Here is a 15,787-nt window from a genome sequence, read left to right as displayed (position 1 = left end):
TACTACTTCGAACGCGAGTGCGAGCTCGTCTCCCTTCTCTCGCACGCGGCGCTGCTGGTCGTCGACGCGCGCCCCCCCGGCCCCCCCCGCCCCGCGGCGCGCCCCCCCCCCCCCCCCCCCCCCCCCCCCCCCCCCCTCACCTATGCGTACCGCTACGCGGACTTCTCGTGGCGGCCGCCGTCGTTCTTGCCGATCGTGCGCGGCTCGCGCGGGACCAGCGTCGGGTTCACGTTGTCGCGGACGACGTCCGCGGTGATGACGACGCGGGCCACGTCCTTGCGGGACGGCACCTCGTACATCACGGATTGGAGGACCTCCTCCATGATGGCCCGCAGGCCACGCGCGCCCGTGCCGCGCAGGATCGCCTGGTCGGCGATGGCCTCCAGGGCCGGGCGGTCGAAGTCCAGCTCCACGCCGTCGAGTTCGAAGAGACGTTGGTACTGCTTCACCAGGGCGTTACGCGGCTCGACCAGGATCTTGAGCAGCGCCTCGCGGTCCAGGTTGTGGACCGAGGTGAGCACGGGAAGACGGCCGATGAACTCCGGGATCATCCCGAACTTCACCAGGTCCTCCGGCATGACCTCCTGGAACTGGTCGCTCGCCTCGATCTCGCGCTTGGAGCGGATCGTCGCGCCGAAGCCGATTCCCTTGGCGCCCGCGCGCGACTCGATGATCCTCTCCAGCCCGGAGAAGGCACCGCCCACGATGAACAGCACGTTCGTCGTGTCGATCTGGATGAACTCCTGGTGCGGGTGCTTCCGGCCGCCCTGCGGCGGGACGGAGGCGGTGGTGCCCTCCAGGATCTTCAGCAGGGCCTGCTGGACGCCCTCGCCGGAGACGTCACGGGTGATCGACGGGTTCTCGCTCTTGCGGGCGACCTTGTCGATCTCGTCGATGTAGATGATCCCGGTCTCGGCCTTCTTGACGTCGTAGTCCGCCGCCTGGATCAGCTTGAGCAGGATGTTCTCGACGTCCTCGCCGACGTAGCCGGCCTCCGTCAGCGCCGTCGCGTCGGCGATGGCGAACGGGACGTTGAGCATGCGGGCCAGGGTCTGCGCCAGCAGCGTCTTCCCGGAGCCGGTGGGGCCCAGCAGGAGGATGTTGGACTTGGCCAGCTCGATGGCGTCGTCACGGCCCTGCGCGCCGCCGTTCTCGCCCGCCTGGACCCGCTTGTAGTGGTTGTACACAGCGACCGAGAGGGCCTTCTTCGCGGGCTCCTGCCCGACGACGTACCCCTCGAGGAACTCGTAGATCTCACGCGGCTTGGGGAGTTCCTCCCACCGCACCTCGGAGGTCTCCGCGAGCTCCTCCTCGATGATCTCGTTGCAGAGATCGATGCACTCGTCGCAGATGTACACACCGGGTCCCGCGATGAGCTTCTTCACCTGCTTCTGGCTCTTTCCGCAGAACGAGCACTTGAGCAGATCGCCGCCATCACCGATGCGTGCCACGAGGTGCTTCCCCTTCGCCTGGGAGCAGCTTGGTTCAGCGGCTCCTGGTGCCTCTATCCGACGGTACCTTGCCTTGCCCCCCGTTCGGGCCCCCCTTGGCGCGGTTCACGCGGTTCGCGCGGTCCAAGCGTCCTCAAACCGCCTGAATCCGCCGCGCCAAGGGATGAGGGCCGACGTCAGGCGGCCGCTCCGGCCGTGCTCTTGCGGGTCGACACGATCTGGTCGATCAGACCGTAGGCGAGGGCGTCCTCGGCGGTCAGGATCTTGTCGCGCTCGATGTCGTCGCGGATCTTCTCCAGCGGCGTGGTGGAGTGCTTGGCCAGCAGCTCCTCCAGCTGGGTGCGCATCCGCAGGATCTCGTTGGCCGCGATCTCCAGGTCGGAGAGCTGCTCACGGCCGGTCTGCGAGGACGGCTGGTGGATCAGCACCCGCGCGTTGGGCAGGGCCATCCGCTTGCCGGGCGTGCCCGCGGCGAGCAGGACGGCCGCGGCCGAGGCGGCCTGGCCCATGCAGACGGTCTGGATGTCCGGCTTCACGAACTGCATCGTGTCGTAGATCGCGGTGAGCGCGGTGAACGAGCCGCCGGGGCTGTTGATGTAGACGGAGATGTCACGGTCCGGGTCCATCGACTCCAGGCACAGCAGCTGGGCCATGACGTCGTTGGCCGAGGCGTCGTCGATCTGCACGCCCAGGAAGATCACGCGCTCCTCGAAGAGCTTCGCGTACGGGTCGTACTCGCGCACGCCCTGCGAGGTGCGCTCCACGAAGCGCGGGACGATGTAGCGGTTGTCCACCTGCGGGCCGGTGTAGAGGCCGCTCGCGGAAGCGCCGGGGAAGTTGTTCATGTGGGTGTTCACCATCCTGGTGGCGTTCTGTGGCTGGGGGTCTCGGCGTACGAGAGGTGCGCGCGGCGAGGAGCCGATCCGGCGGGTGCCGGATCAGGCGCCGGTGCCGCCGCCGCCCGGAACGCCCGATGCGAACGAGATGATCTCGTCGATGAGGCCGTACTCCTTGGCCTCCTCCGCGGTGTACCAGCGGTCGCGGTCGCCGTCGCGGATGATCGTCTCGACCGTCTGGCCGGAGTGTCGCGCGGTGATCTCCGCCATCCGCTGCTTGGTGCGCAGCAGGTACTGGGCCTGGATCTTGATGTCGGAGGCCGTACCGCCGATGCCGGCCGAACCCTGGTGCATGAGGATGTCGGTGTTCGGGAGCGCGAAGCGCTTGCCCGCGGTACCGCCGGTCAGCAGGAACTGGCCCATCGAGGCGGCCATGCCCATGCCGATGGTGACCACGTCGTTCGGGATGTACTGCATGGTGTCGTAGACCGCCATGCCGGCCGTCACCGAGCCGCCGGGGCTGTTGATGTAGAGGTAGATGTCCTTGTCCGGCTCGGCGGCGAGAAGAAGCAGCTGCGCGGTGATCCTGTTGGCGATCTCGTCGTCGACCTGCTGGCCGAGGAAGATGATGCGTTCGCCGAGCAGCCGGCTGTAGACCTGGTCGCCGAGTCCTCCACCGAGGGACGGCTCTCCGGCGGCGTAAGGCATCAGATTCGTCACGTGTCCACCTGCTCGTCTCTGACGGCTCCGGCCGTCTCAGCGTCTTCGTACCGGGTGGGCGGGGACTCCCCTGCCCTTCCTATTCATGGACCCTAACGCGCAGGTGGGACAACGCCATCCCGCTTCCCCAACTGTTCGCTGGGAGCGCAAGCTCCGCAGTCCGCACAAGGGTTGTGGGCCATCACGCGCCTGCCGTCGGCGGCCTCGACCGTGGGCCTCCGGTCCAAGTCGACGGGCTCCGGACGCACAGCGTCCGGAGCCCGTCGTACGGATCGTGCGAGGCTCAGGCCTCGTTCTTCTCCGCGGCGGCCTCGGTCTTCTCCTCCGCCTTCTCGGCGGCGTCGGCGGCTGCCTCGGCCACGGCCTCGGCGGAGCCGTCGGCGGCCTCGACCGTCTCGATGGCCTCCTCCTCGTCCTCCAGGTCGACGGGCTCACCGTTGGTGTCGACGACCTTGGCGGCCTCGACGACCACGGCCAGCGCCTTGCCGCGGGCGACCTCGCCGACGAGCATCGGCACCTGGCCGCCCTCGACGACCGCCTGGGCGAACTGGTCGGGGCTCATGCCGGAGGAGGCGGCACGGCGCATGAGGTGCTCGGTGAGCTCCTCCTGGTTGACGTTCAGCTTCTCCTTGTTGACGATCTCGTCCAGGAGGAACTGGGTCTTGATGCCCTTGACCGCCTGCTCGGAGGTCTCGGTCTCGAACTCCTCGACCGTCTTGCCCTGGATCTCCAGGTACTTGTCGAGGGTCAGGCCCATCTGACCGAGCTGGTGGTGCTCCAGGTTGTGGCGACGGGTCTTGACCTCGTCCGCGAGGAGCTTCTCCGGGATCGGGACCTCGGCCAGCTCCAGCAGGGCGTCCAGGACGCGCTCCTGGGCCTGGGTGGCCTGCTCGTACTGGCGGCTCTCCTCAAGGCGCTTGCGGCTGTCCGCCTTCAGCTCGTCGAGGGTGTCGAACTCGCTCGCCATCTGGGCGAACTCGTCGTCCAGCTCGGGGAGCTCACGGGCGGCGACGGCGGTGACCTTGACGGTGACCTCGGCCTCCTTGCCCGCGGCCGAGCCGCCCTTCAGCTCGGAGGTGAAGGTGGCCTCGCCGCCCGCCTCCAGGCCGGTGACGGCGGCGTCGATGCCGTCGAGGAGCTCACCGGAACCGATGGTGTACGAGACACCCTCGGCGACGCCGTCCTCCAGGACCTCGCCGTCGACCTTGGCCTGCAGGTCGACCGTCACGACGTCGCCCTCGGCGGCGGCGCGCTCGACCGGGCTGGTGGAGGCGAAGCGCTCGCGGAGCTGCTCCACGGCCTTCTCGACGTCCTCGTCGCCGACCGAGACGGCGTCGACGGTGACCTCGATGCCGGAGTAGTCCGGGATCTCGATCTCGGGGCGTACGTCGACCTCGGCGGTGAAGGCCAGCAGCTCGCCGTCCTTCAGCTCGGTGACGTCGACCTCGGGCTGACCGAGGACGTTCAGCTCACCCTCGTTGACGGCCTCGGTGTAGAACTTCGGGAGGGCGTCGTTGACGGCCTCCTCCAGCACCGCGCCGCGGCCGAACCGCTGGTCGATGACCCGCGCCGGGACCTTGCCCTTGCGGAAGCCCTTCACCGTGACCTGCTGGTTGATCTTCTTGTACGCCGCGTCGAGGCTGTCCTTGAGCTCCTCGAAGGGCACCTCGACAGTGAGCCGAACCCGGGTCGGGTTCAGGGTCTCCACGGCGCTCTTCACGGTTCGGTCTCCTTGTGGCTGACTTCTTGGGGTTCTGCTCCGCCGCACGGGAGGCGGCTTCGCGGACCGAGCCCGGTACATCAGACACACGGGCACGCATTTTGCATAGTAACGGCAAGGAGACGGACTCCCACAATGCGCTCTCGCCGGTGCTCCGCGATCCCGCCGGGGCGATCCCGGCCGACCCTGTCGGTGGTCCGGGATCTCGCCGGGTGGTCCGGTGTACGTGCCGGTGGTCGGGGTGGCCGGATTCGAACCGACGACCTTCCGCTCCCAAAGCGGACGCGCTACCAAGCTGCGCCACACCCCGTCGGTGCGACACGTAGGGTACATGCAGACCGTGCGGTGCATCGGCCGCTTCGCGGGGGCGGCTCGGAACGGGCGCCTCGCGCGGGTCGTATCCGGACGCGATACCGGGGGGGCGGCCAACGGGTGTGCGGGCAGCGCCCGCGACCCGCTACGATGCTTCTCGTGCCGCCGGTCGCCGGACCTGCGGTGCGGCGTATGCGGGCGTAGCTCAATGGTAGAGCCCTAGTCTTCCAAACTAGCTACGCGGGTTCGATTCCCGTCGCCCGCTCCATGCCAAGGGCCCGGTCCGACGAGATCTCGTCGGACCGGGCCCTTCGCGTTGCTCTCCTCAGCCCGTCGCCGTCCGCGGCGTACGCGCCTCAGTGGGCGTGCGCACGCGTCGTGCGTCCGGGTGGCGGCGTCGGGGCGGGGTCAGAAGCTGATCTGGCCGATGGTGTGCGCTATCGAGTCCATGAAGCGCTGGATCGTCGGCGCTATGCCGGTCGACGCGAGGAAGAAGCCGAAGAGCGCGGCGACGACCGCGGGGCCGGCCTTGATGGATCCGCCTCGGATCATGACCACCAGGATGATCGCCAACATCAGCACCACAGACAGCGAAATGGCCACAACTGATCACACCCTCGGTCGGTCCGCCTTGCCGGCCCGGAGGCATGCGGCCAAGCACCCCTCCGAATCCCTCCATCGTGCCATCAACTCCCGTCCCCACGCCGCTGAGTGACGGATCGCACTGACGGGATCACGCCATCCTTGCGCCCCCCGCGCCTCATGTGCGCCCCGGGGCGCACGACCGTACGGGGTCGGCGTCACCCCCCGCCCCCCGCGCCTCCGTGAATCACGTGAGTGCCGCATCACTCGTATGTCAGAAAATCGCAACAGCTCATGAACATGACGGTTTCCGCATTCGCACACTTCATTCACATGCAATTCTCAGGCTCGCGCACCACGGAATTCCCGCGCCAAAAGGTGTTCAATATGCCCTGCCCAAGGGGGATAAATGCGGGCATATCAGACAGTACTCCACGGTTTCACGAGGGAGTGGACGCGTACATGCAATTCCTGCGGGCGGTTTCACGAATTGCGATCGGGACGTCTATGGTGCTTTGAATGTTCAAAGCTCCGAACGTATTTCAGAGGGCCCCGCTCCCATCGGCGACCCGGGAGTCGGAGCCCAGACACCGAGGGCCGATGACCTCTGCGGCCGCGTCCGGTACCGCGACGACGGGCCCCGCGCCGGCGACGCGCGGAAATCCGGTGGCCGCCCCGGAGAAGAAACGGGATCCCTACTTCGACAACGTCAAATATCTCGCCATCGTGCTCGTGGCGATGGCGCACGCGTGGGAACCGGTGATGGAGGGAAACCGGACCGTCCGCGCGCTGTACATGGTCGCGTACACCTTTCACATGCCGGCGTTCATCGTCGTCTCCGGATATTTCTCCCGCTCGTTCGACATGTCCGCCACCAAGGTGAAGCGTCTGGTCACCGGAGTCGCCGTGCCGTACGTGGTGTTCGAGACGGCGTATTCGCTGTTCAAGCGGTACGCGGGCGACACTCCTGATCATCCGATCAGCCTGGTCGACCCCTGGTACCTCACCTGGTTCCTGATCGCCCTGTTCATCTGGCGCCTCACCACACCGCTGTGGCAGGCGCTGCGCCATCCGCTTCCGGTGGCGCTCGTCGTCGCCGTGCTCGCCTCCTTCTCACCGACCATCGGCGACGATCTCGACCTCCAGCGCGTGCTGCAGTTCCTGCCCTTCTTCGTCCTCGGTCTGCGGCTGAGGCCCGAGCACTTCGATCTGGTGCGCCGGCGCGAGGTGCGGATGCTCGCCCCGGCAGTGTTCGCCGCGGCCGTGGCGTTCGCGTACTGGGCGGCGCCGCAGATGCAGCTGGGCTGGTTCTACCGCAGCAACAGCGCGCAGGAGATGGGCGCTCCGTGGTGGTCGGGCGCCGTGATGACCCTGCTCATGTTCGGCTGCGCACTCCTGCTCACCGTCGCCTTCCTGGCCCTGGTGCCGCGCCGCGGCACGTGGTTCACCATGCTCGGCGCCGGGACCATCTGCGGCTATCTGCTGCACGGCTTCCTGGTCAAGGGCCTCGAGTACGCCGGGTTGTTCGACGCCTACGACTGGCTGTCATCGCCCGCCGGGATCGTGCTCGTCTCCGTGGTGGCGGCCGGTGCGGTGACGCTGATGTGCACGCCCCCGGTGCGGCGGGTGCTGCACCCGGTGACCGAGCCGGAGATGGAGTGGGCGTTCCGGCGGGGCGCCGGACGCTGACTGCGCAGGGCCGACCCCGTGTCGGCCCTGCGTCGGCTCCGTGCCGGCCCCGCGTCGACTCCGTGCCGGCTTCTCGACTGTCTTCTCGTCAGGAACCGGTTCCGCGCCCGGGTCGGGCCTTCGCCGGATCGGCCCCTTCGCCGGGATCAGTCCTCGCCATGTTGGCTTGAATTGAGTGCACGGTGGGTGATTCGCGCCAGGGCGTGTTTCGAAAGTGGCGTCGTCCGCCCGAAGGGCGGGGCCCGCGGCGTCCGGTGCGGTGCATCGCATCCGACGCCGCGCGCTGCTCCACCAGGGGTGACGGGACAGCCCTTAGGTGAGGCCGAGCAGTCGCCGGACGTGCGCATATTTTTCGGCCAGCCGGGTACGGGTCGCCGGTTCCAGTACGGCGAGACGGGCCGGGTCGGCGTTGTGCGCCAGGTCGGACTCCTTGATCAGCAGGGCGCCCGGCGTGTCGAGGATGCGCCGGGTGTACGCGCCGAGGTCCTCGCCGTCGCGCTTGGTGACGGCGAGGACCATGTCCTTGACCTGTTGCGGCAGTGCGGCCCCGGCCAGCCATTCCTCCGACAGGACCCCGTCCTCGACGGCGTCGTGCAACCAGGCGGCGGCGATCTGTTCGTCGGTTCCTCCCCTGACCCTGACCCCCTCGGCGACGGCGTGGAGGTGTTCCGCGTACGGACGTCCGGCCTTGTCCGTCTGCGTGCGGTGAGCGGTGCGGGCGATCGCCTCGACTTCGGCCAGGTCCAGGTTGCTGCGTGGCGTGGTCATGACCCGACTCTACGGACGGGCGGCCGTCCCGCGCAGGGCCGCCCGGGCCGGGATCGTCGCGGCGGCGAGCCCGAGCCCGATGGTCATGGCGACGAAGGTCCCGTACCACACCGGTGGGATGTGAGGGGGTTCGCCGGTCAGCCCCCTCATCATCGGGTTCAGCGTGGCCAGTGCGATGGCGGTGCCGAGCCCGGCCCCGGCCACGGTGACGAGCAGCGCCTCCCAGCGGATCATGCCCATGATCTGGCGGCGGGTGGAGCCGACGAGGCGGAGCAGGGTCAGTTCGCGGCGTCGGTCCAAAACGGTCATCACCAGGGTGTTGACGGCGGCGACGGCGGCGAATCCGCCGAGGACCGCGGCCATGACCATGTTGGCCCATGCGTTGAACTCGCGGTCACGGTCCCGCGCGGTGGCAGAGCCGGACGGGTCGGTGACGGTGCCGAGCGCGGTGAGCTTCCGTGCGGCGGCGGGGGTGGCCCGCACCAGCAGTTCGGAGGCGTACGGCGAGGTGACGCGGGCCCGTAGGTCGGCGGCGGGGAGCGTGACGAGGCCGGTGCCCAGGCCGCGGCCGTAGACGGCGACGATCTTCGGGGACGCCTCCGTGCCGTCCGGAAGGCGCAGTGGGAAGCGGTCGCCCGTCCTGCGGCCGGTGGAGTCGGCGAGGGTGGTGTCGATGGCCACAGTGCCGGGGCGCAGGCCGCCGAGCGAGCCGGTCCGGACATCGAGGTCCTGGACCTCGGTCAGTGCGTCGCCGGTGCCGATGACGCCCTGTGCGGAGGTGTTCCGCATCATTCGCCCGTCGCCCGAGCCGACGGTCACGAGGACTGAGGTGCGGAGCAGTCCGACGGCCGTGGAGACGCCGGGGGTGGCGGCGGCGCGCGCGGTGGCGTCGGAGGCGAGCCCCCCGGCGGCGGTGACGACGTGGTCGGCGGTGATGGCGTCGCGCTGCTGGTGTGCGATCACCCGCTCCTGGCTGGTGTGCATGAACACGAGGGTGGAGGAGAAGGCCATGGCGAGCACGATCGGGGTGATCGCGGAGGCCAGTCGCCGGGAGTTCGTACGGGAGTTGGCGGCGGCCAGCGAACCGGAGGCGCCCGCACCGCGCAGCGGGAGGCCGAGGACGGCGGCGCAGATCCGGGCGATCAGCGGGCCGAGCAGGCCGACGGCGAGCATGAAGAGCATGACGACGCCGAGCGCGGCGTTCGCCGCGTCCTCGCCGCTGTCGGCGCCCGCGACACCGGCGAGGACGATGCCGCCGATGAGCGCGGCGATGCCGAGCGGGGTCCGGACCCGGCCGTACGGCGGCTGTTCGACCGCTGACTGTGCGAGGGCGAGACCGGGTTCGATCCGGGACGGGCGACGGGCGGCGAAGTAGCCGGCGGCGAGCGCGGTGAGCATGGTGGTGGCCACGGCGATGGACAACGGCAGCCAGGACACGTGCAGGCCGACCGCCTCGGGAACGGCGCCCTTGTCCCGGAGCTGTCGAAACCACCAGTGGGCCAGGGCGGTTCCGGGCAGGCAGCCGAGCGCTCCGGCGAGCGGGGCGATGAGCAGCGACTCGGTGGCGATGGTGCGGCGCAGTTGGCGGGGGGTGGCCCCGATGGCGCGCAGCATGGCGAACTCGCGTCTGCGCTGGCCGACGGAGAGGGCGACCGTACCGGCGGCGGTGAAGACGGCGACCGCGGTGGCGACGCCGCCGAAGGAGCCACCGAGCGCGATGAGGAGTTCCTCGGCGTGCGCGAGGTCCGAGTCCTCGACGGCTCCCCGGCCGTCCCCGGTGTGGACCCGGGCCCCGGCGGTGTGGCCGACGCTCGCGCGCACCCGGTCGGCCAGGGTTGCGGTCGCGGTGCCGGGAGCGGCGAGCACGGCGATGGCGTCGACCCGGCCGGGGTGGCCGGAGAGCTTCACGGCCTCGCGGTCGCCGAACCAGACGGTGCCGGTGCCGTTCTCGGTGGCGACCGCGGCGTCGACGGTGCCCGCGACCCGGAACTTCCCGGCGCCCGCGGGGGTGTCGAGGTCGAGGATGTCGCCGACCTGCGCCCCGGCGCCGGTGGGGACGACGACCTCACCGGTGCGGGGGGCCTCGCCGGTGAGCAGCCGGGTGCCGGTGAGGGCGGCGGAGCCCCAGCCGTGGGCGGCGAGGAGGACGCCGTCCCGGCGTACGGGGTAACTGACGTCACCGATCGCCGTGGCCACGCCGGGGACCGAGGCCGCCTTGTCCACCAGGGATTCGGGGAGCCGTGCGGTGTCCGGTACGAGCGTGCCCACGTCGACCTCGCTCTCGCCGCGGCCGATCGTCATGTGGACCCGCTGGTCGGCGGCGACCACGACGGGCGCCTTCGCGTAGCGGTCGGCGGGGACGGAGGCGCGCAGGCCGGTCTCCAGCAGGATGCCGCAGGCGGAGACGATCGCGGCGGCAAGCAGGAGGGCGACGAACGTGCCGACGAACGCCGCGGGTCTGAAGCGGACGGCCGCGCGGGCGAGGCCGTTGGGAAGGCGTGGGACGAACATCAGGCCGCCGCTCCCGCGCGGGCGACGCGGCCGGCGGTGGCGCCCCCGGCCGCCGGTGCGGCCGGTGCGGTCTGCGCGGTCAGCGTGGTCAGCCGGGCCGCGATCCGTGCGGCGTCGGCGCGCGGCAGGCTGTCCACGATCATCCCGTCGGCCAGGAAGAGGACCCGGTCGGCCCAGGCGGCGGCGGCCGGGTCGTGGGTGACCATGACCACGGTGGCGCCGAGCCCGTCCACCGCGTGCCGGAGCAGGCCGAGGATCTCGGCGGCGGTGGTGGTGTCGAGTGCGCCGGTCGGCTCGTCCGCGAAGATCACGTCGGGGCGGGTGATCAGTGCGCGCGCGACGGCGACGCGCTGCTGCTGGCCGCCCGAGAGTTCGCCGGGGCGACGGGCCCCCTTGTCGCCGAGGCCGACCGCGGTGAGCATCTCGGCCGCGGCGCGGCGGCTGCCGGCGCCGCCGGTGCGCCGGCCGGCCAGGCGCAGGGGCAGCAGGACGTTCTGCTCGACCGTGAGGGACGGAAGCAGGTTGAACGCCTGGAAGACGAAGCCGAGACGGGTGCGGCGCAGTTCGGTGAGGCGGTTCTCCTTCATCCCGGTGATCTCGGTGCCGCCGAGGCGGACGGAGCCGGCGGTGGGGCGGTCGAGCCCGGCCGCGCACTGCAGGAAGGTCGATTTCCCGGAGCCGGAGGGGCCCATGACGGCGGTGAAACCGGAGCGCGGGAGGGCGAGGTCGATGCCCCGCAGGGCGTGCACGGCCGCGTTGCCCCGGCCGTACTGCCGACGGACGCCGCGCAGTTCGATCGCGTACTCCGCGCGGTCCGTGCGGTCGGTGGAGTCCGTGCGATCCGCGAGGTGCGGGCGGTCGGTGGAGTCCGCGCGGTCCGCGCGGTGCGTGTGGTCGGCGAACTCCGCTCCGCCGTTCCGTATCCGCTCGTCCTGCTGGGCCCACAGGGCCCGCTCGCCGCGCTGGGCCCGCTCGTGCACGTCCCGCTTCCGCGCGCCCTGCCTGGTGCGTCGCAGCGCCATGATGTCCGCCTTCCGTTGCTCACCGGCCGCCTTTCCGGCCGGCGATTCGAACGTACGGATCACGGGCAGGCGCGGACCATGGCGCCTGCTGGCGGATCGGGGGTGGGGCAAACCCGAGGTCGGCGGTCGCGAGCCCGGGCCACAGGGACGACGTGCTCTCCGGGATGGTCTCGGCACGGGTCCACGGCTTCGGCGCGCAGGCCGCGGCTGACATTCCGACCATGCTGACGGCCCGCGGCGAGTTCGCCCCGATCCTCGCCACGACGGCCGCGGGCACGGGGGCCGGACAAGCGGCTCCCACCGTTCATCGCCGGTTACGTGCTCGTCCTCGCGGTCCTGTCGCCGCCGGCCGCCGGACGCTCGCACTGGCCGGCCCGCGTCCTGCCGGCGGCCGGGACAAGGGTCCGGGCCAGGGCCGCGGCGGTGACAACGACGACAGCGCGGCAGGGCTCCCGGTCCCGGCCTGAGGGGAACAGACGTGCGCCGGCCCGTCCGCGTACCGGGTGCCGGCCCGTTCCGCAGGCCGGTGCCCGGCCCCGCAGGACCCGTCGGCCCCGTTGCGCGGACCGCGCACCGCTCGGGTGCGCGGTCGTGTGCCGCCCGGGTGCCGTACGTACGGCTCGGAGCCAGCGCCCCGCTCAGGCGGTCCGTGACAACAGCAGCAGCGCCCGGTCGTCGTTGACGTCCTTGGCGCACGCCTCGATCAGATGCCAGGCCGCGCCCTCGAATCCGGTCGCGACATAGCGGTCGGCCTCGCCCGTCAATCGGTCGATGCCCTCCGCGATGTCACGGTCGGACGCCTCCACCAGGCCGTCGGTGAACAGCATCAGCACGTCGCCGGGGGCCAGCGAGCCCTTCACGGCGTCGAACTGCGCCCCGTCGTACACGCCGAGGAGCGGCCCCTCCGCGGCCTTCTCCTCCCACCGGCCACTGCCCGCGTGCAGTTGCAGGGCTGGTGGGTGCCCGGCGGAGAAGAGTTCGTAGTCGCCCGATTCGAGGTCCAGGACCAGATGGATCGAGGTGGCGAAGCCCTCCTCCCAGTCCTGGCGCAGCAGATAGCCGTTGGCCGCGGGGAGGAAGCCGTGCGGAGGCAGCGAGCCGAGGAGACCGCCGAAGGCTCCGGACAGCAGCAGGGCGCGGGAGCCCGCGTCCATGCCCTTGCCGGACACGTCGGTGAGAACGGCCTCCAGGGTCTGGCCGCCGTTCGTACGGGCGGCGACGACGAAGTCGCCGGAGAAGGACTGCCCGCCGGCCGGGCGCAGCGACATCTCGCGGTGCCAGCCCTGCGGCAGCCGGGGCAGGGCGCTCTGCACCCGGATGCGTTCGCGCAGGTCGAAGAGCATGGTGCTGCCGCGCCGCCACGGCACCCCGACCCTGGCCCGGAACTGGGCGAGGACCAGCCCGAAGAAGCCGCAGGCCGCGACCACCAGGACGATGCCGGGCGTGACCCGGGCCGGACCGTCCTCGTAGGGGCCGAGTCCGAGCGACTCCACGATCAGGGCCAGGGCGGCGGTCGCGTACACGCTGAGCAGGCTCGCGGGGCGCAGCAGCAGACCGCCCGCCACGATCGGCAGGCCGAGCGCCGCCGGCGAGAACCACACCGGGTTCAGCAGGGTGGCGCAGGTGATCGCCGGAACGGTGAGCAGCAGACCGGCCAGCGCGATCCAGTCGGGCCCGTCGCCCCGGAAGTAGTCGACCCCGGATTTGCGCAGCGCGATGCGCGCCCGGTGCACCGATTTCCGCAATCGGGCCGGGTACGTCTCTGCTCCTGCGCGACGGGCCATTGCTGGGGACCCTATCCACCCGGCGGCTTCCGGTGCAGGGGGACCCCGTGACAATGCGTTCGAAATCGGGTCGACCGCATGCTGCGCCCCTGATAGGTATGCACCATGACGACCGAGCTTCGCGTACTGCGCCCCTCCGAGTGGAACCAATGGTTCACGTGTCTGGAACTCGCTTTCGGCGGTATCGCGGAGCCACCGGAGCAGCGTGAGCTGGATGAGCAACTGACCGAGCACGAGCGGTCGATCGGCATCTGGGACGGTCCCGACGTGGTCGCCACGTCGGGGGCGTTCAGCTTCCGGGTCGCCGTGCCGGGCGGGGCGCTGGTGCCCGCGGCCGGGGTCACGATGGTGAGTGTCGCGTCCACGCACCGCAGGCGCGGACTGCTGACCTCCATGATGCGCCGACAGCTCGACGACGTCCGGGCGCTGGGTGAGCCGTTCGCCGTTCTGACGGCGTCGGAGCCGGTGATCTACGGCCGGTTCGGTTACGGGGCGGCCAGTCGGCAGATGTCCCTGACGATCGACACGGACCGGGTGCGGCTGACGGTGCCGGAGGGCACCGACGCGGTCCGGCTGCGGCATGCGCGGCCGGACGAGGCGATGGCCGCGTGCGAGAGCGTCTACGCGCAGTTGGTGCCCGGCCGTCCCGGCACCCCTGCCCACGGCCCCGGCTGGGAGCGCAAGCCGATGGTCGATCCGCCGAGTGACCGTCAGGGGGCCTCGGCGCAGCAGTGCGTGCTGGCGGAGCTGGACGGCGAGGTCGTCGGCTATGTGACGTATCGCATCAAGCCCGACTGGGACATGTCCGGCCCCCGGGGCACGGTGATCGTGAACGATCTCGACGCGCTGGACCCGGCGGCGTACGCGGCGCTGTGGCGGTTCGTCTTCGACATCGACCTGACGTCGACGGTGGAGGCGCGGAACCGGCCGGAGGACGACGCGGTGCTGCATCTGGTGTCGGACGTGCGACGGTGCAACGTCCGGCTCCGGGACTCGCTCCATGTACGGCTGGTGGAGCTGGGGGCGGCGCTGGAGGCGCGGACGTACCGGGCGCCGGTGAACGTGGTGTTCGAGGTCGAGGACACGTTCTGCCCCTGGAACGCGGGGCGTTGGCGGCTGACGGGTGACGCGAAGGGGGCGGCGACCTGTCGGCGGACCGAGGACCCGGCCGATCTCGCACTGTCGGTACGGGAGTTGGGCTCGGCGTATCTGGGCGGCGAGTCCCTGACGGCGCTGGCGCGGGCCGGGCGGGTACGCGAGCTGCGGCCCGGCGCGCTGGCCGAGGCGTCGACGGCGTTCTCCTCGGACGTGGCACCGTGGCTGCCCCGGGGATTCTGACCCGGAGGTTCTGCCCCCAGGGGTTCTGACCAGCGTTCTGACCCGGAGGTTTTGCCCGGGAGGTTCCGAGAAGGCCCCTCGGGGCCCGGTATCCCCGCTCGAGGCCGGTCCCCCCAACGGGGTCCGGCCCCCACCGGGTCCGGTTCCGCGCCACGGCCTGGACTGGTCCCGATCGGTCCTTCCGGCCGACGGGCGGGTCGCCGACGGACCGGCTCAGGCCCGTTGGCAGCCCGGGCACCAGAAGAGGTTGCGGGCGGCGAGATCGGCGGTGCGGATCTCGCCGCCACAGATGTGGCAGGACTGCCGGGCCCTGCGGTACACGTACACCTCGCCACCGTGGTCGTCGACGCGCGGCGGACGACCCATGGCTTCCGGGGTGTGCTCGGGACGGACCGTGTCGATCCGGTTGTTCCTCACGCCCTCGCGCATCAGCGCCACCAGGTCGGCCCAGATCGCGTCCCACTCCGCGCGCCGCAGGTCCTTGCCCGGGCGGTACGGGTCGATGCCGTGGCGGAACAGCACCTCCGCGCGGTACACGTTGCCGACGCCCGCGACGACCTTCTGGTCCATCAGCAGGGCCGCGACCGTGATCCGGCTGCGGGAGATCCGCCGCCAGGCCCGCTCGCCGTCCTCGTCGGTCCGCAGCGGGTCCGGGCCGAGGCGGTCGTGTATCGCGCGCTTCTCGGGCTCGGTGATCAGGGCGCAGGTGGTGGGGCCGCGCAGATCCGCGTGGTGGTCGTCGTTCACCAGGCGCAGCCGGACCGTCCCGGTGGGCGGCGGGGCCGGGGTGGCCCCGAAACCGAGCTTGCCGAAGAGCCCCAGGTGGATGTGGACCCAGCCGAGGTCCCCGAAGCCGAGGAAGAGGTGCTTTCCGTGTGCGTCGACGCCGGTGAACGTCCGGCCGTCGAGCAGCGCGGCGCTGTCGGAGAACTTGCCCTGCGGGCTGCTCACCCGTACCGGCCGCCCGGCGAACCTGTCCCGGTGGTCCGCCGCGAGGCGGTGGATCGTGTGTCCCTCGGGCACTGCGGCGGCTCTCCTCGGTGGCAGTGACGGT

Annotated in this window: 12 protein-coding genes, 2 tRNA genes and 1 pseudogene; 4 read left to right on the top strand and 11 right to left on the bottom strand. The window is 71.0% G+C overall.

The genetic code is table 11. The annotated features are described in order from the left end of the window. Positions 1–152: 152 nt before the first annotated feature. The 5 genes from clpX to ACGF2V_RS02665 form a co-directional block, all read right to left on the bottom strand. Complete coding sequence (clpX, locus tag ACGF2V_RS02685) at positions 153–1,451, bottom strand: ATP-dependent Clp protease ATP-binding subunit ClpX (protein WP_362023220.1); 1,299 nt, start codon at positions 1,449–1,451, stop codon at positions 153–155. A gap of 176 nt (positions 1,452–1,627) precedes the next feature. After that, entirely contained in the window at positions 1,628–2,311 is a 684-nt protein-coding gene (locus ACGF2V_RS02680) for an ATP-dependent Clp protease proteolytic subunit (protein ID WP_351522557.1), read from the bottom strand. Positions 2,312–2,389: 78 nt separating this feature from the next. After that, positions 2,390–2,995, bottom strand: a complete 606-nt coding sequence (locus tag ACGF2V_RS02675) for an ATP-dependent Clp protease proteolytic subunit (RefSeq protein ID WP_362622729.1) — start codon at positions 2,993–2,995, stop codon at positions 2,390–2,392. Positions 2,996–3,290: 295 nt separating this feature from the next. Beyond that, on the bottom strand, positions 3,291–4,727 hold the full coding sequence (gene tig / locus ACGF2V_RS02670; RefSeq protein ID WP_362622526.1) for a trigger factor: 1,437 nt from the start codon (positions 4,725–4,727) through the stop codon (positions 3,291–3,293). 233 nt (positions 4,728–4,960) lie between these two features. Beyond that, a tRNA-Pro gene (locus ACGF2V_RS02665) sits at positions 4,961–5,037 on the bottom strand. 196 nt (positions 5,038–5,233) lie between these two features. Here ACGF2V_RS02665 and ACGF2V_RS02660 point away from each other — a divergent pair. Then, positions 5,234–5,307 (top strand) — tRNA-Gly (locus tag ACGF2V_RS02660). A 140-nt stretch (positions 5,308–5,447) separates the two neighbouring features. On the opposite strand, the gene ACGF2V_RS02655 is transcribed toward ACGF2V_RS02660, so the two are convergent. Beyond that, positions 5,448–5,642 (bottom strand): hypothetical protein, encoded by a 195-nt coding sequence (locus ACGF2V_RS02655; protein ID WP_362622528.1) that lies wholly within the window; start codon positions 5,640–5,642, stop codon positions 5,448–5,450. A gap of 498 nt (positions 5,643–6,140) precedes the next feature. Here ACGF2V_RS02655 and ACGF2V_RS02650 point away from each other — a divergent pair, with 498 nt between their 5' ends. After that, positions 6,141–7,310, top strand: a complete 1,170-nt coding sequence (locus ACGF2V_RS02650; RefSeq protein ID WP_362622531.1) for an acyltransferase family protein — start codon at positions 6,141–6,143, stop codon at positions 7,308–7,310. Positions 7,311–7,622: 312 nt separating this feature from the next. On the opposite strand, the gene ACGF2V_RS02645 is transcribed toward ACGF2V_RS02650, so the two are convergent. From ACGF2V_RS02645 to ACGF2V_RS02635, 3 genes are read right to left on the bottom strand one after another with little or no spacing between them, the layout of a single operon-like run. Beyond that, positions 7,623–8,078 carry an HD domain-containing protein gene (locus ACGF2V_RS02645; protein WP_362704252.1) on the bottom strand — a complete coding sequence of 152 codons (456 nt, stop codon included), beginning with the start codon at positions 8,076–8,078 and terminating at the stop codon, positions 7,623–7,625. 9 nt (positions 8,079–8,087) lie between these two features. Continuing rightward, on the bottom strand, positions 8,088–10,589 hold the full coding sequence (locus tag ACGF2V_RS02640) for an ABC transporter permease (RefSeq protein ID WP_362704250.1): 2,502 nt from the start codon (positions 10,587–10,589) through the stop codon (positions 8,088–8,090). Further along, complete coding sequence (locus ACGF2V_RS02635) at positions 10,589–11,611, bottom strand: ABC transporter ATP-binding protein (protein WP_362704247.1); 1,023 nt, start codon at positions 11,609–11,611, stop codon at positions 10,589–10,591. Before ACGF2V_RS02635 ends, ACGF2V_RS02640 begins: the two co-directional genes overlap by 1 nt. A 167-nt stretch (positions 11,612–11,778) precedes the next feature. On the opposite strand from ACGF2V_RS02635, the pseudogene ACGF2V_RS02630 reads away from it, so the two are divergent. Then, positions 11,779–11,998, top strand: a pseudogene (locus ACGF2V_RS02630) (cation/H(+) antiporter); the annotation flags it as partial. A gap of 251 nt (positions 11,999–12,249) precedes the next feature. On the opposite strand, the gene ACGF2V_RS02625 reads toward ACGF2V_RS02630, so the two are convergent. Then, a complete protein-coding gene (locus ACGF2V_RS02625; protein ID WP_362622541.1) occupies positions 12,250–13,395 on the bottom strand; it encodes a PP2C family protein-serine/threonine phosphatase in 1,146 nt (381 codons plus the stop codon). Between the two features lie 105 nt (positions 13,396–13,500). Between ACGF2V_RS02625 and ACGF2V_RS02620 the strand changes: the two genes are divergently transcribed. Then, the gene (locus ACGF2V_RS02620; RefSeq protein WP_362622544.1) at positions 13,501–14,733 is read left to right on the top strand and encodes a GNAT family N-acetyltransferase; all 1,233 of its coding nucleotides are present in this window, start codon (positions 13,501–13,503) and stop codon (positions 14,731–14,733) included. A gap of 213 nt (positions 14,734–14,946) precedes the next feature. On the opposite strand, the gene ACGF2V_RS02615 is transcribed toward ACGF2V_RS02620, so the two are convergent. Beyond that, on the bottom strand, positions 14,947–15,756 hold the full coding sequence (locus tag ACGF2V_RS02615; protein ID WP_362704244.1) for a DNA-formamidopyrimidine glycosylase family protein: 810 nt from the start codon (positions 15,754–15,756) through the stop codon (positions 14,947–14,949). Positions 15,757–15,787: the final 31 nt, after the last annotated feature.

Source organism: Streptomyces sp. NPDC047982, from assembly GCF_043204165.1.
GTDB lineage: Bacteria > Actinomycetota > Actinomycetes > Streptomycetales > Streptomycetaceae > Streptomyces.
The sequence above is the reverse complement of the archived record's forward strand: the minus strand, read 5'-3'. Positions and strand labels throughout refer to the sequence as shown.

Bases quoted from the DNA above. Each gene is read 5' to 3' on its own strand.
- ACGF2V_RS02680 (WP_351522557.1), bottom strand. From the start codon at position 2,311: ATGGTGAACACCCACATGAACAACTTCCCCGGCGCTTCCGCGAGCGGC.
- ACGF2V_RS02675 (WP_362622729.1), bottom strand. From the start codon at position 2,995: ATGCCTTACGCCGCCGGAGAGCCGTCCCTCGGTGGAGGACTCGGCGAC.
- ACGF2V_RS02650 (WP_362622531.1), top strand. From the start codon at position 6,141: ATGTTCAAAGCTCCGAACGTATTTCAGAGGGCCCCGCTCCCATCGGCG.
- ACGF2V_RS02645 (WP_362704252.1), bottom strand. From the start codon at position 8,078: ATGACCACGCCACGCAGCAACCTGGACCTGGCCGAAGTCGAGGCGATC.
- ACGF2V_RS02640 (WP_362704250.1), bottom strand. From the start codon at position 10,589: ATGTTCGTCCCACGCCTTCCCAACGGCCTCGCCCGCGCGGCCGTCCGC.
- ACGF2V_RS02635 (WP_362704247.1), bottom strand. From the start codon at position 11,611: ATGGCGCTGCGACGCACCAGGCAGGGCGCGCGGAAGCGGGACGTGCAC.
- ACGF2V_RS02625 (WP_362622541.1), bottom strand. From the start codon at position 13,395: ATGGCCCGTCGCGCAGGAGCAGAGACGTACCCGGCCCGATTGCGGAAA.
- ACGF2V_RS02620 (WP_362622544.1), top strand. From the start codon at position 13,501: ATGACGACCGAGCTTCGCGTACTGCGCCCCTCCGAGTGGAACCAATGG.